At 66.1% G+C, this 14,979-nt stretch carries 8 protein-coding genes; 6 read left to right on the plus strand and 2 right to left on the minus strand.

Annotated elements, in window-relative coordinates:
* Positions 1–44: 44 nt before the first annotated feature.
* Together OUY22_RS03720 and OUY22_RS03725 are read left to right on the plus strand one after the other, a co-directional pair.
* Positions 45–815: a DeoR/GlpR family DNA-binding transcription regulator gene (locus OUY22_RS03720; protein ID WP_270153282.1), complete on the plus strand. Its 771-nt coding sequence runs from the start codon at positions 45–47 to the stop codon at positions 813–815.
* Positions 816–868: 53 nt separating this feature from the next.
* Positions 869–2,596 (plus strand): glycerol-3-phosphate dehydrogenase/oxidase, encoded by a 1,728-nt coding sequence (locus OUY22_RS03725; protein WP_270153321.1) that lies wholly within the window; start codon positions 869–871, stop codon positions 2,594–2,596.
* Here OUY22_RS03725 and OUY22_RS03730 read toward each other — a convergent pair.
* Positions 2,591–4,501, minus strand: a complete 1,911-nt coding sequence (locus tag OUY22_RS03730) for a beta-propeller domain-containing protein (RefSeq protein WP_270153283.1) — start codon at positions 4,499–4,501, stop codon at positions 2,591–2,593. The two genes, OUY22_RS03725 and OUY22_RS03730, sit on opposite strands and share 6 nt — an antisense overlap.
* A 654-nt stretch (positions 4,502–5,155) precedes the next feature.
* Between OUY22_RS03730 and OUY22_RS03735 the strand changes: the two genes are divergently transcribed.
* From OUY22_RS03735 to OUY22_RS03745, 3 genes are all read left to right on the plus strand, one after another.
* Positions 5,156–6,481: an RHS repeat domain-containing protein gene (locus OUY22_RS03735; protein ID WP_270153284.1), complete on the plus strand. Its 1,326-nt coding sequence runs from the start codon at positions 5,156–5,158 to the stop codon at positions 6,479–6,481.
* 188 nt (positions 6,482–6,669) lie between these two features.
* The gene (locus tag OUY22_RS03740) at positions 6,670–13,050 is read left to right on the plus strand and encodes a GH-E family nuclease (RefSeq protein ID WP_270153285.1); all 6,381 of its coding nucleotides are present in this window, start codon (positions 6,670–6,672) and stop codon (positions 13,048–13,050) included.
* Positions 13,051–13,052: 2 nt separating this feature from the next.
* A complete protein-coding gene (locus tag OUY22_RS03745) occupies positions 13,053–13,442 on the plus strand; it encodes an ankyrin repeat domain-containing protein (RefSeq protein WP_270153286.1) in 390 nt (129 codons plus the stop codon).
* A gap of 789 nt (positions 13,443–14,231) precedes the next feature.
* Here OUY22_RS03745 and OUY22_RS03750 read toward each other — a convergent pair.
* Positions 14,232–14,477 (minus strand): GntR family transcriptional regulator, encoded by a 246-nt coding sequence (locus tag OUY22_RS03750; RefSeq protein ID WP_270153287.1) that lies wholly within the window; start codon positions 14,475–14,477, stop codon positions 14,232–14,234.
* Between the two features lie 143 nt (positions 14,478–14,620).
* Here OUY22_RS03750 and OUY22_RS03755 point away from each other — a divergent pair, with 143 nt between their 5' ends.
* Positions 14,621–14,908 (plus strand): hypothetical protein, encoded by a 288-nt coding sequence (locus OUY22_RS03755; protein WP_270153288.1) that lies wholly within the window; start codon positions 14,621–14,623, stop codon positions 14,906–14,908.
* The last annotated feature ends 71 nt before the right edge of the window (positions 14,909–14,979 follow it).

Below are 14,979 nucleotides of genomic sequence, written 5' to 3' on the forward strand. Positions count from 1 at the left end.
TGCCACGCTTGCCCCCTTGACGGAGCTCCGAAGGGAGGGTGATCGTGTCCCGATACGACCGGTGGAACGCGATCCTCGAGCTGCTCGCGCGAGAAGGCCGGCTCTCCGTCGAAGACGCGGCCCGCGCGCTCGACGTCTCCACCGCCACCATCCGCCGCGACTTCGACCAGCTCGCCCAGCAGCAGATGCTCATGCGCACCCGCGGCGGCGCGGTCGCGCAGAGCGTCAGCTACGACCTGCCGCTGCGCTACAAGACGGCCAGGCACGCCGACGAGAAGCACCGCATCGCGGCCGCCGCCGCCGAGCTGGTACGGCCCGGCGCCGTGGTCGGGCTCAACGGCGGCACCACCACCTCCGAGCTGGCCCGCGTGCTGGCCACCCAGGCGACGCTGGAGTCGGGGTTCACGATCGTCACCAACGCGCTCAACATCGCCGCCGAGCTGGTGGTCCGGCAGCACGTGAAGATCGTGGTGACCGGCGGGGTGGCCAGGCCGCAGTCGTACGAGCTGATCGGGCCGCTCGCCTCGGGCGTGCTGGAGCGGGTCACGCTCGACGTCGCCTTCCTCGGCGTGGACGGGCTGGACGTGGAGCTGGGCGCCTCGGCGCACCACGAGGGGGAGGCCGACGTCAACCACCTGCTCATCGGCAGGGCCGCGCACGTCGTGGTCGTGGCGGACTCCTCGAAGCTGGGAAAGCGGGCATTTTCCCGTATTTGCCCCATCGGGGAGATCGACACCCTCGTCACCGACGAGCGGCTGCCCGAGGCGGAGGCCGCCCGCTTCACCGAGGCGGGAGTGAAGGTGATAACGGCATAAGCGGGTAAGTATGGACACAAGTCGCAGAATGCTGGGAGGTGCGGATGACGGTGATGGGCGTGGCCCGGCTGGGCCCCGTCGAGCGGAGCGCGGCGCTGGAGGCGATGGCGGCGCGCGAGCTGGACGTGGTCGTGATCGGCGGCGGAGTGGTCGGCGCGGGCACCGCGCTGGACGCAGCCACGCGCGGGCTTGAGGTCGGGCTCGTCGAGGCCCGCGACTTCGCCTCCGGCACCTCCTCACGCTCGTCCAAACTGATCCACGGCGGCCTGCGCTACCTCGAACAGCTCAACTTCGACCTGGTCCGCGAGGCCCTTCAGGAACGGGCGCTCCTGCTGCAGCGCATCGCCCCGCACCTGGTCCGGCCGGTGCCCTTCCTGTTCCCGATGACCCACTTCGGGTGGGAACGCCCGTACGTGGGGGCAGGCGTCATGCTCTACGACACGCTCGGCTTCGCCACCGGGCTGACCAGAGGCGTGCCCGGCCACCGCCACCTGTCCAGGAAACGGGCCCTGCGCCTGGCCCCCGCTCTGCGGAAGTCCGCCTTCACCGGCGCGGTGCAGTACTGGGACGCCCAGGTCGACGACGCCCGCTACGTGATGACGGCCCTGCGCACAGCCGCCACCTACGGCGCCCACGTGGCGCCCCGCGCCCAGGCGGTCGGGTTCCTGCGCGAAGGGGAGCGGGTCACCGGCGTGCGGGTGCGCGACCTGGAGTCCGGCGACGAACTCGACGTGCGCGCGCGACAGGTGGTCAACGCCACCGGCGTGTGGACCGACGACATCCAGGAACTCGTCGGCGGGCGCGGCCAGATCCACGTGCGCGCCTCCAAGGGCATCCACCTGCTGGTGCCGCGCGACCGGATCCACTCGCTCACCGGGCTCATCCTCCGTACGGAGAAGTCCGTGCTGTTCGTGATCCCGTGGGGCCGCCACTGGATCATCGGCACCACCGACACCGAGTGGACCCTGGACAAGGCGCACCCCGCCGCGTCCCGGGCCGACATCGACTACCTGCTCGACCACGTCAACGCGGTGCTGTCGGTGCCGCTGACCAGGGACGACGTCGAAGGCGTGTACGCGGGCCTGCGGCCGCTGCTGTCCGGCGAGTCGGACGAGACGTCCAAGCTGTCGCGCGAGCACGTGGTCGCGCACCCGGTGCCGGGCCTGGTGATGATCGCCGGCGGCAAGTACACCACCTACCGGGTGATGGCCAAGGACGCCGTCGACGCCGTCGCCCACGGACTCGACCAGCGGGTGCCGCCGTCGTGCACGGACCGCATCCCGCTGGCCGGCGCCGAGGGCTACCAGGCGCTGTGGAACTCCCGCCACCGCATCGCGCACGACTCCGGCCTGCACGTCGCCAGGATCGAGCACCTGCTGCAGCGCTACGGCTCGCTCATCGAGGAGGTGCTGGCGCTGATCGAGGCCGACCCGGCGCTGGGCGCCCCGCTGCACGGGGCCGACGACTACCTGCGGGCCGAGATCGTCTACGCCGCCACCCACGAGGGCGCCCGCCACCTCAACGACGTGCTGAGCAGGCGCACCCACATCTCCATCGAGACCTTCCACCGCGGCCTCGCCGTCGCCCAGGAGGCGGCCGAACTGCTCGCCGGCCCGCTGGGCTGGGACGACGAGCAGGTCAAGCGCGAGGTCGAGTACTACACCAAGCGCATCGAGGCCGAGCGCCTGTCGCAGGAACAGGACACCGACCAGGACGCCGACGCGATCAGGCTCGGCGCCCCCGAGATCGTCCCGGTGGCGATGCCGGAGCCGTCGTCATGAGCCGAGCGGGATCCACGCCTGCTTGGCGAGCGTGGCCAGGTCGTTGACCTGCGCGCCCTCGTACGAGAACGTCCAGATCGACTCGCCGATCACCATCGAGCGCTGGATGCCGGGCTGGTAGGTGTAGTCCTGCTCGGTGCGGCTCGGGTGCTCGATCGTGCCGGTCCGCGTCACCTCCGAGTCGGTGATCTTCAGTACGGTGGCGCCGGTCTCGAACTTCCCGCCGGCGTGGCTGCTGAGCGGGATGACCGCGGTGCCGGTCTTCGGCCAGTAGAGGAACGCGTGCGGGTCCCATTCGGCCTCCGAGCCCGAGTCCTTCTGGAACAGCTGCGACAGCCTGCGCGGGCTCGCCGGGTCGCTGACGTCGAACAGTGAGACCTGCGTGCCGAGCGTCCTGCCCTCGCCGCTGGCCTCCTGCCCGACGCCGATCAGCCGCCCGTCTCCCGCCGGGTGCAGGTACGCCGAGTAGCCGGTGATCTTGAGCTCGCCGGTGACCTTCGGGGCCGCCGGGTCGCGCAGGTCGAGCGTGTAGAGCGGGTCCACCTGCCGGAACGTCACCACGTACCCGACCGGGCCGATGAACCGGACCGAGTAGATCCGCTCGCCCTTGCCCAGCCCGCCGACCTGGCCGGTGGTCTTCATCGTGGCCGCGTCGAGCACGTGCACGCTGCTGGAACTGGTCCCGCCGTCGGCCGAGCCGAGCGTGGTGGCGACGCGCAGGTGGCCGTCGTGCTCCGACAGCGAGTACTGGTTGAGCAGCCGTCCCGGCACCTTGCCGGAGGCCGCGTACGAGGGCGCGCCAGGCCCGGACACGTCGAACCGGTGCACCTCGGTCTCCTCGGGCGGCACGCTGGGGGTCGGCTCGTCCGGTGCGGGCTCGGTCGCCGGGGCCTGCTCGGCGGCCCCCCGCTCGATCGGCCACCACCAGCGCGGGTTGCTCGCCACGTACAGGCTTCCGCCGGTGCCGTAGACGATGTCGCCGTCGGCGGCCAGCGCGATCGGGTCCGACCCGGCGGCGGTGACGCCCTGGGCCAGGTCGAGCGTGTGCAGGGTGAGCAGGGACGTGCCGGTGTAGTCGGCCGGGTGGCTGACCCGCTCGCACGGCACCGAGGTCTTCCTGACCGCCCCCGACGCGTCGGTGACCTCGATCTCGGGCAGCCAGGCGGTCAGCGGAGCGCCGCGCACCACGGCCTGGTTCACGGCCTTGCGCTCGGCCTCGCTCACGTTCTCCTTGGCCTCGGGGAAGGCGATGTCCGGCTGGCCCCGGGTGACGAGCCGGACCGTGGAGCCGACCATGCGGGCGTCCACGTGGACGCCCTCGGGCTTGATCGAGCCGATCACCTTCGGCTCGCCGGCGAGGTCGACGAGCACGTACCGGGTCTCGCCCGGCGGCGCGAAGCCGTCCGCGACCCGGCTGGTCACCATGCCGCCGCCCTGGAGCAGCACCAGCGCCCGGTCCCCGGAGACCAGCAGGTCGGCGGGGGCGTAGCCGCGGTCGCCGGTGCCCAGGTCGAGGGAGGCGGTGACCTTCCGGGTGGCGGCGTCGATGACCCGCAGCACGCCGCCGCCGACCGTGAAGACGCGGTCGCCGTCGGTCTTGACCAGGTCGGGCTCGTCCACGCCGGCCTCGTGCACGTTCGTGGTCGAGTGGTCGGGGGTCTGCTTGACCGCGCTGTCCCTGGCCGCCGAGGCGTCCTCCATGTACATGATCGGCGCGCCGGCGAAGCCCCACGGGCCCACGTTCGCGGCCGCCTTCTCGCGCAGCCCGGCCAGCAACTCGTCGCAGCCGCTGTAGGAGACCAGGCGGACCTGCCCGAGCGGGGTGCTGGGCGTGGCGGCGGGGGGCGCCGAGGTGCAGGCGGCGAGAGCCGTCACGAGGACGGCGGCCACGGTGAGCGTCTTCATGCCCCCACAACGGATCGCGGGGGTGACCGGTTCAGCCGGCGATCCCACCGGCCTGGCACCGCCCTGTCACGAAGCCCCATCGAGGCCGATGGGTGCAGTGAGCGCTCTCACCAGAGGGACTCCCCCGCACGTACGACGTTCACCACTTCTTGGGTAAGTCACATTCCGTACCGATGTGGTACAAAAAATGAATCTTGTCCCCTTGATCGTTCAATGTTATTTTCTGTTGGTCAGACTCCAGAACTATATGAGTCAGATCTAAGTCTTTCGGATATGAACCGATTTCCGACGGCCACCGCGTCATGCCCCTTGTGGTTTGGAACGTGATGGGGAAATGTGCTGGCACGTAATGCGGTCTCATATCTCTGCCCGTAGTTGTGCCAATAACACTTCTTCAGACGCTGTTGCCAGGTTACACAAAGCAACCATCTGTGGCAAAAATTAGATCTTGTTGGTCCTGAAGGCGCAAGTTATGCGCTCTTCGTATCCAGTGACCAACCGCTTCGAGCCCACTTGTCAAATGGTATGCGAGGCGGCGTATCGTACGCCTTCCGTCTGATTCTCTTATGATGGTTCGGAGTGTGACGACGCATGCGTGCTTTTCTGTCGTGGGTCCGTACATGCCGTCTTGTAGGCGTTATTGCATTCGCCACATTGACACTGACATTACCTGGCCTTCTTCTGCTTGAGGCCGAACCGACCTGGGCAGATGGCGCTCGCATCATTGAACTCGAAACACCGAAGCAGCAATGGGGATCGGGCCGCGGAACCCCATCACTCGTCACCACTGCCGTGACCGCGCCGACCGACGCTATGCACACGGTCGTGGCCGGATTTGAACCGTCGAAGAATGCTCTTCCGGAGGAAGACCGCGACACCGTCACCCGGACGAAACAGGAATCCCCGAAAAGGGACGCGACGCCATCGACGGTGAAGGCCTTGGATGATCCACCGTGCGGCACCTACTCCCCTTGGCGCGCTTATACCTACGTCGCCTATGGCACCCGCGTGGCCTCTGACGGACGCGTCTGGGAGGCCACGCAGAACATCTCCGGCAGCCTCAATTCCCATCCTCCGGAGGAGAGTCCCACCGGATGGATGCTCATCGGCTTCTGTCCTCCGCCTCCTGCTCCGGAGATCATCTCGCTCGCTCCGGAGAACGGCATTCAGCTGATGACCACGCAACCGACGTTCTCCGCTGCGGCCACTACGTGGCCCGGGAGCTCGGTCGGCTACCGCTGGGAAATCTGCACTACCCCCGACATGGAGAACTGCCTGCCCCAGGGAGAGGACTGCTGCGGTGAGACCGGGCAGTGGACGCCGGAAGATGGGCTGCTCACCTGGGGGCGCCAGTACTGGTGGCAGTTGGAAGTCATGGACGCGTCCGTCATCGGCGGGGAAAGCGCCTTGTCGCCGATCCGGACGTTCGTTGTCGGGGTCCGCCAGCCCATGATCACCTCACGGCTCTCCACACGGGGGGCCAACGGCCAGGATTTCCACCAACTCGCGGGCAACTACACCACCACGTTCACCGACGCCGAGGTCGCCGGCGTAGGTCCACCGCTGTCGGTGGTGAGGTCCTACAACAGCATGGACCCCAGGCGCAGCGGGGCGTTCGGTGCCGGCTGGTCGACCCGATGGGACATGAAGGTCCTGCCGGAGAACATCCGAGGCCGGGAGGCGTTGCTCGTCACCTATCCGGATGGGCGCCAGATCCGCTTCGCGGCAAAAGGCGACGGCACCTACCAGCCGCCGCCAGGCCTGCACGCCACACTCGCGGACGCGAGCCGGTCGCCCACCTGCCCGTCCGGCGCCACCTGCACCGGCTGGGCTCTAATGGACAAGTCGTCCACCACGTATCTGTTCGACGCCGATGGACGGCTGACCAAAATCACCGACAGCCGCGGACGTTCCCAGACGCTGGCCTACGGCACCGACGGGAAGCTGGCTGAGGCGACGGCGCCGGGGGCCGTACGCTGAGCTTCACCTGGACCGGGCAGCACGTCACTGCGGTCTCCACGGCGGCTGTCGGTGGTGTGCCGCTCTCCTGGACCTACCACTACAACGGTGACGTCCTAGCGAGGGTCTGCGACCCGGCTGAGCAATGCGTCCTCTATGGACATGCGTCCGGCTCCCTGTACAGGACCGCAGTACTGGACTCCGACCCAATGAGCTACTGGCGGCTTGGTGAGACCGGGGGTTCCGAAGGCAAGGACCTGGGATGGAACGGCGAGACCCTGTATTACTCGGGTGTCGGTTTCGGTAAACCGGGAGCGCTGAGCGGGACCCCCGACACCTCCGTCCAGATCAGCTCCGCGTCGCAGCTGCACCTGCCCTACGCGCTCCTTCCGAGAGCGGGCACGTGGGCGACCGTGGAGACCTGGGTGAAAACCACGGGCACCGGCGCCGTGCTCAATGCTGAGAACGAGTGGGGAACTCAGCAGCACCCGGTGCTGCGCGTGCTCGCGAACGGCCGCCTCTCGGCCGCGTTCCAGCCGACCTCCACACCCATCACCACTGGATCTCCGGTCAACGACAACGCCTGGCACCATGTGGTTCTGACCGTTGCCAAGGATGTGCAGACGCTGTACGTGGACGGACAGCAGGTCGGCACCCTCAACGGGACAGTCGGTGACCCGATGGAGTGGCCCGAACTCAAGGCCGGCGGCATCGCGGCCTTCCTGGACGAGATGGCTGTCTACGACCGCCCGCTGTCCGCCGGTGAGGTCGCGGGCCACTACGCGGCCCGCGCGGAGTCACCGTACAAGCTCGCCCAGATCACCTTGCCTTCGGGCCGCGTCTGGGCCGCCAACGTCTACGACGCCGTCACTGACCGGGTCAAGACGCACACCGATGAGCACGGCGGTACCTGGCAAATAGGCGAGCCCGCGTACAACCGCACGACCGGCATGAGCACCGTTACCGTCACCGACCCCCACCAGGGCACGCTCAAGTACGTGCACGACGCCTGGCGCGGGTACCGGCTCATGTCCCGGACTGATCAGCTGGGCAAGAAGACCACCTACTCCTATGACACGGGCGGCTTCCTCTTCAGCACCGTCGACGCCAACAACAACGTCGTCGAGACCCACAATGACGCACGCGGCAACGTCATCCAACGGCGGACCTGCCGCACCTCCAGCTCTTGCCAGTGGAGCCGTTACTCCTATCACCTAAACGCGGCCGACCCCTTCGACGCTCGCAACGACCTGCTGCTCGCCAGCTGGGACCCGCGCACGACGAGCACCGACAAGGCGAGGGCGACCAGTTGGGAGTACAGCTCCTACGGCGAGGAGACCAAGCAGACCGCACCTCTCACTCCCGACTTCCCCGCCGGCTGGTCCGTGTCGACCGCGTACACCGACGGGACGGAGCCGGCCGTCGGCGGTGGGTTCACGCCCGCCGGCCTGGTGAAGACCAGGACGGATGCCCGCGGCAATGTGTGGACGCAGAAGTACACGACCGCCGGGGATCTCGCGGAGCAGATCGAACCCGAGGGCATGCGCACGGTCTACGAGTACGACTCGATCGGTAGACCCACCGCACGCGTCGAGTACTCGGATGCCTTCCCGGATGGGGTCAGATCGACCTTTACCTACGACGGCCTGGGACGGTTGCGCACCCACACCGGTGCCCCCGTCCAGAACGAGATCACCGGCAAGACGCACACCAGCCAGACCCGCTACACCTACGACCCTGACGGCAACAAACTCACCGACACTGTAGTCGACCTCACGGGCGGTGACCCTGAGCGGACTATCACGTACACCTACGACACCCGGGGACGCACGGAAACGGTCACAGGACCGGAAGGCGGCGTCATCCGCTACACCTGGGACCAGGTGGGTGCCAAGGTCGAGGTTACCGACGAACTGGGCTCGGTGTTCGGCTACACCTACACCAAACGCGGTGAATTGGCCAGCCGCACTTTGAAGAACTGGACCGGTAGCCCAGTGAATCCGCAGCCGGCCCGGGAGATCGTGCTGGCGTCGTACAGCTACGATCCCGTCGGCCGCCTCGCGAGCCGGGTGGACGCGATGGAGCGCAAGACCTCCTTCACGTACTACAACGACGACCTGCCGCACCAGGTCATCGGCACTGGCGTCAAGCTGAACGGCTCCTCCACCACGAGGGACGTGGTGCTGGAGGAGCTCACTTACGATGCTGCGGGCAACCCTGCCACCCTGACCACCCCGGGCGCACAGACTGCATACGTGTATGACGCGGCCAACCGGCTCACGTCCAGCACCTTCGACACGGCCAGGCTTGCGCGCAAGATCGCCAATGTCTACGACGCCAACGGTAACGTCACGAAGCAGACGCTCACGGCGGCGGGCACCTCCCGCGCGGAGAGTGTCGAGTACTCGTACAACAAGGAAAACCAGCTCGTCCGCCGCACGGTCGAGAATGGCGACGATGACCTCACCACCACGTGGGCGGTCAATGACCGGGGCCTGGTGACGGCGACGACGGAGCCGCGGGGGAACGTCGCAGGCGGCGACCCCGAGCGATTCACCACCTCGGATCGTCATGACGCTGCCGGTCGCCTCGTGGAGAGGAAGCTGCCGGAGATCCAGGTCGAGCGCGCCGGAACCACCGGCACCGACAGACTGCGACCCACCACCCGCTACGGTCATGACAGCGCAGGGCAGCGGTCGCACGTCATGGATGCCGAAGGGCGGCTGAGCACGACCACGTTCGACAGGGCCGGTCGGGTCACCGCCGTCATCGATCCCGCCTACACGCCGCCCGGCGGTACCCAGATCATCCCCAAGGAGACCTACGGCTACGACGCGGCCGGCCGTCTCATGAGAGTCACGGACCGCAGCGGCCAGCTGTCGACCATGGAATACGACGCCCTGGGCAACCAGGTGCGCGTCACCGACCCGGCCGTGAACGGGGCGCTACCCGGACAGTGGACCAGCGAGTTCAACCGGGTCGGCGAGCCTCTGGCCGAGGTCGACCCCAACGGCGCAAGGTCCGAGGCAACGTACGACGACCTGGGCCGGATGATCACACGGACCGAGATAGAGCGGCATCCGTCTGCGGCGGCGTACACCACGAAGCTCACCTACACCGACGCCGGATTCCTGGAGAAGCTGGCGCCGCCGGTCGGCCAACCCACCTTGTTCACCCGCAACGCGGCCGGCGAGGTCACGCAGCTCACGGATCCGATGGGTAACAAGACCGTCACCACCTACGACCTGGCGGGCCGCGTCACGAAGACGACGACTCCTCTGGGGTACGCGAGCCTTGCGGAGTACGACCTGGCAGGCCAGTTGACTGCGCTCAAGGATCTCGGCACCGACGGCAGGGTGATCCGGAGCACCGCCTACGGCTACGACGCCGCTTCCAACCTGACCAGCACGACGTCCGGCGAAGGCCGGGTCACGGAGCGGTCATTCGACGAGACCGGCCGACTCGTCGAACTCAAGGAGCCTGTATCGGCGAACGAGTCGATCACCACATCGTTCGGCTATGACGCGGTCGGTGACCGCACCCGGACGACGGATGGTCGCGGCAACACAGTATGGACCACCTACAACAGCCTCCGCCTGGTGGAATCGCTCATCGAACCGTCCACGGCCGCGCACCCGGACCTCGCGGACCGTACCTGGCTGCACACCTACGACGCGGAAGGCAACCTGACATCCCTCGCGGAGCCCGGCGGCGTCCGCATCGACCGTCAGTTCGACGAGTTGGGACGCCTCTCCAAGGAGACGGGGCACGGCGCCTCGGTCGCCACGCCGGAGCGGACCTACCGCTACGACGCGGCAGGCAGGCAGATCGTCATCGGCGACTACGGCCTCGAATACAACGACCGGGACCTGCTCACCAGAGTCACCCGCAACTCGGCGCAGATGGCGGCCTTCACCTACGACGCCCTGGGCAACCCGATGACCCGTTCCGACACTTCGGGCAACACGAGCTTCACCTGGGACGACAACGAACGGCTGAAAACGGCGACGGACCCGGTGACCGGGCGGGCCTTCTCCTATGGCTACGACAGTGACGACCGGCTCACATCCCTGAACTCCAGCAACCCGGCCAACAGCCAGACCTTCACCTACGACGCGCTCGACCGCTTGGAGACGCACACGCTGAAGAGCAGCAGCGGCGCTCAACTGGCGAAGATCGCTTACGGATGGGACAAGGACGACAACCTCACCTCCAAGAGCACCACCGGCACCGCCGGGGCCGGAGCTAATACGTACGGGTATGACCACGTCGGCCGGTTGACGTCCTGGACCGCGCCCGACGGCACAGTCACCGCCTACACCTGGGACGCGGCGGGCAACCGAACTGGAGCTGGAGACAAGAGCTACGCCTATGATCAGCGGAACCGGCTCGTCTCCGGCGATGGCACCGACTACAGCTACACCGCGCGTGGCACCCTGGCCACCACATCCACTGGTGGTGTCACCACCAACATGACCTTCGACGCCTTCGATCGCCTGGTGGCCGAGGGTGACGTCATATACACCTACGACGCGCTAGACCGTCTCGTCTCTCGCAGGAAAGGGGCGGAAGAAACCACTTTCGCCTACTCCGGACTCGAGAATGACATAGTCACGGTGGCGGACGGCAGCGGGACCGTAACAGCTAGGTACGGGCGTGATCCGAATGGTCGCGTGCTCAGCATGAAGGAAGGGGCATCGCCGGCGCTTGGCGTTATGACGGACTATCACGCTGATGTCGTGGCGACCTACACGGGAACGAGCCTCGCGGACTCGGTTGCGTACAACCCGTTCGGGGAGCCCATAGCCCGCACCGGAAGCCGGCGTTCACTCGGCTACCAGAGCGAGTACACCGACCCTGACACCGGCAAGGTGAACATGCACGCACGCTGGTACCAGCCTGGTACGGGCGGGTTTGCCTCGCGTGATGACTGGACGCTGGAGCCGGAGCCGTCTACCCGGGCCAACCGTTACTCGTATGCCGACGGAGCGCCTCTGGGCAACGGCGACCCGTCCGGACACGCCCCGGACTGTTGCGGCGCCGGTGGCGGTGGCGGTGGTATCGGCAGCTACAACGCCAAGAACTGGAAGCCCGTCTGGCGGGCGGTGGAAGCCATCGACGCGGCGAGTGACTTGGCCGGGCCGGCTGGATGGGCCAAGGGCGCCGCCAAGCGAGCGATCAAGGCGGGATTCAAGAAGGTATTCAAGGGCGGAGGCAAGAAAAGCGCCTCCCAGGGCGGCAAGAAGGCCCTGGACAGGGACAACGCCAACCGTCTACAGCGCGAGAAGGGGAACAAGCGCTACCTGTACGCGCCAAAGAAGAAGCCCAAGTCCAAGAAGCAAAGCGATGGAAAGAGGGGACCCAAGACGGCAGTCAAAGTGCCTAAAAAGCCCAAAACCAAGCCTACCACGGGGAAGAAGCCCGAAGAAAAACCTAAGAAAAATCCGGTGGGATCGAAAGGTAAAGACAAAAAGAAACCCACGATCAAGTCTCCGAAAGACCGTAAGCCAACGCCCAGGGATGAACGGGCGGGGCGGCAGGGGCAGAAGGACAAGGGATGTCGCACCGGCCCCTGCACCGGTAGCGACCGCGATGGTCCGGAGGCAGGCTACTACAACGTCGGCACAGGTCATGATGAAGGCTATAGCCCGGCGTATCGCGAGATCGTCGAAGAGGCGACCGAGACCACGACCGAGTCGATCGTCGAGGACATCATCGACGATGTGGCCCCTGACCTGCCGTCCGACCCGCTGCCGGATGAAGGGCTGGACAGTTGCTTGCCCAACAGCTTTGTCCCCGGCACCCCGGTTCTCATGGCGGACGGTAGCCGCAAAGTCATCGAAGACGTCAAGGTAGGCGACCATGTGCTCGCCGCCGACCCAGGCACCGGCCGCATGGAGGCTCAGCCCGTTACTGCGCTGATCAGCAGTCACGGTCGCAAGCACCTGGTCCGCATCACCGTGGACCTCGACGGCGACCGCGGCACCGCGGCCGACGTCGTCGAGGCCACCGCCGAGCACCCGTTCTGGCTGCCCGCCCTGAAGGAATGGGTCCCTGCCGGACAACTTGAGGCCGGCGCGTGGCTGCGTACCTCGGCCGGCACGTACGTCCAGATCAGCGCCATCCAGCACCGCACCGCCACCCAGCGCGTCCACAACCTGACCATCGACGACTTCCACACCTACTATGTCGTGGCCGGGGACCAAGCTATCCTTGTCCACAACAGTGGTCCTGGCGGACGGGAGCGGGGGCCGGACGGTCGATTCCTGCCTAATTCGAACCCTCTTGATCCTGATTCTCGATACGATCGAGTCTCGCTCTGGGAGAAGACCAAGCGGGCCATCCAGGGTGCTGCACCGACGGATGCAAATGGTGACTTTATTGACCCCAACACGGGTCAGATCATTCCGAAGGGGGGTCCCTTCCACTATGGACACAAGCCCGGCCATGAATACTGGCGAGCTCGTGATCTGGCGCGAGAGAAAGGCTTGTCCCGAGAGGAGTTCATTGCCAGTCAAAACAACCCAGACCACTACCAGATCGAGGATCCGTACAACAATATGAGCCATCAATACGAGAGTCACTGTTAGCGATGATCGACCGAGACGGGCGGTCTGAGCTGCATCAGGCCGCCTTTGTAGGCGATGCCGATCGGGTTGCTCTTCTGGCAGAAGAAGGGCTAAATGTGGATCTCCCCGACCGTGATGGCTTTACTCCGCTCCATCTTGCAGCCCAGGAATGGAACGCGAATGCTGCGAGAGCATTGCTGGATCATGGCGCTTCTGTTGATTCGGTGAATCGTTACGGAAATACTCCGCTGTTTGTTGCGGTTTTCAACTCCCGAGGAAGAGGGGAGTTGATTTCCATCCTGCGTGAATTCGGAGCTGATCCATTCAAGGAGAATAACCATGGTCGGTCTCCACTCGGGTTGGCGAGACTGATCGGTAATTACGACGTGGCGCAGTATTTCGCGGACCTATAAACAAATTTCGGCGCACTTGCAGGAGTCTCGTATGAGGCGCCGAACGACGTTTGACAGCTTCGTTGACGGCTACGCTGGCGTGATCGTTTTCTGACGGCTACGGTTCGGGCTGCTCGTCGAGTGCGCCGGACATGCGTTCCATGATCGCGTTGGAGGCGGAGTCGGACGTAGGCGTAGACGTCGGCGGTGAACGCGATGTGGGCGTGACCGAGCAATTCCTTGATCAAGCAGGAGTAAGGCGCACGAATGCCTCAGGTCGTGAAAGCGGCTCTTGCGGAGTCCGGCAAGTCGCTCCAGCGCCGGCTGAGGAGTTTGCCGCGCCGCATGCCGGTGCGCAGCGCGAGATCGAACAGGGTATGCAGACGGAAGCCTTGGGCGGCATCGAGGAAGATGCGGGCTTCGGCCGGTTCGGTGCGTTGTTGACGGCAGCGGGGACTTGGACGTTGCGGGCGACGTTAGGCGCGAGGTCGTCTTCGCGAGCAGCGCGCTCCAGGGCTGTGCGAAGCAGGGCGTGAACGTACTGGATGGTCAGCGGGGACAGGTAGCGCTGGCAGCAGTGGCCAAGGGCACAGCAGCGGGGCCGCTTGTGAGGTCTGCGGCGTGGGGGTCGCGAGTGGTGTCGGTGCCCAGGGCGCAGCAGCGGCAGGTAAAGCTATCAGAGGCGGAACCATGCGTACGTAAGTCGCGGAATACAAGGTCGTCGAACTAGGGACAGCGTGGTATTCTGGCCGTCCGCGCGGACGTCGCCGCTTGGACCAGGGCGTTTCGCGTAACTGGCTCGCCCGAGTCTTACTGATCAATCTCTTTGGGTGGCGAGACAAAGGAGCCGAGGCCGCGGACCGAGTAAATGGTCCCTTCCTCCTGGAGTCGCTGCAGAACCTTGCGGGCCGTCCCTCGAGCGATGCCGAATTCCTGCACGATCTGATGCTCGCTGGGGACCGGCGTGTCAACCTCGTAGTCGCCGGCGGCGATCCGCTCCTTGATGATGTTCGCCACCTGGACCCACTTGGGCTGGTTCAGACGCCACTCGATCACGAGCGAACGATAGATCACCTTGAAGAACCCGAGATACCCAGGAGTAACTATACTTCACCATGGTGAACTATGAGGAAGCTAGATATGATGGCGGTAGCAGCAGCCAGCCGTCGAGGCGGCTCCCCAGGGAAGGAATTGGTGGCATGGCGGCCGACGAACTCGCTGATTTCCACGGCCCGCACGTCGGACCACCTTGGCCTGGCCGTACCAAGCTGACCTGGCACGAACCCTTCTCCAGGGCGTCGCGTATCCGGGTGATCTCGCATACATGCGAATGCGGCAAGACGATGTATGAGCTGTGCGCCGCTGCCGGTCTGGGCTTCGTCCGTCGTACCGACCGTGCGAAGCGGACCGTCCATGAAACCGCGTGGATGCTGACTGCGACCGCCGCCGACGCCTTTGGGCAGATCCTGGACGGGAAGGCTGGATGAACCCGTCGCCTACGAGGCACCCATGAGGTCCCCCGAGCTGCCCGGGTCGAGGGATGGTGGTCATACCAAAC

Origin of the sequence: Nonomuraea corallina, assembly GCF_027620315.1 — a bacterium.
GTDB classification, from domain to species: domain Bacteria; phylum Actinomycetota; class Actinomycetes; order Streptosporangiales; family Streptosporangiaceae; genus Nonomuraea; species Nonomuraea corallina.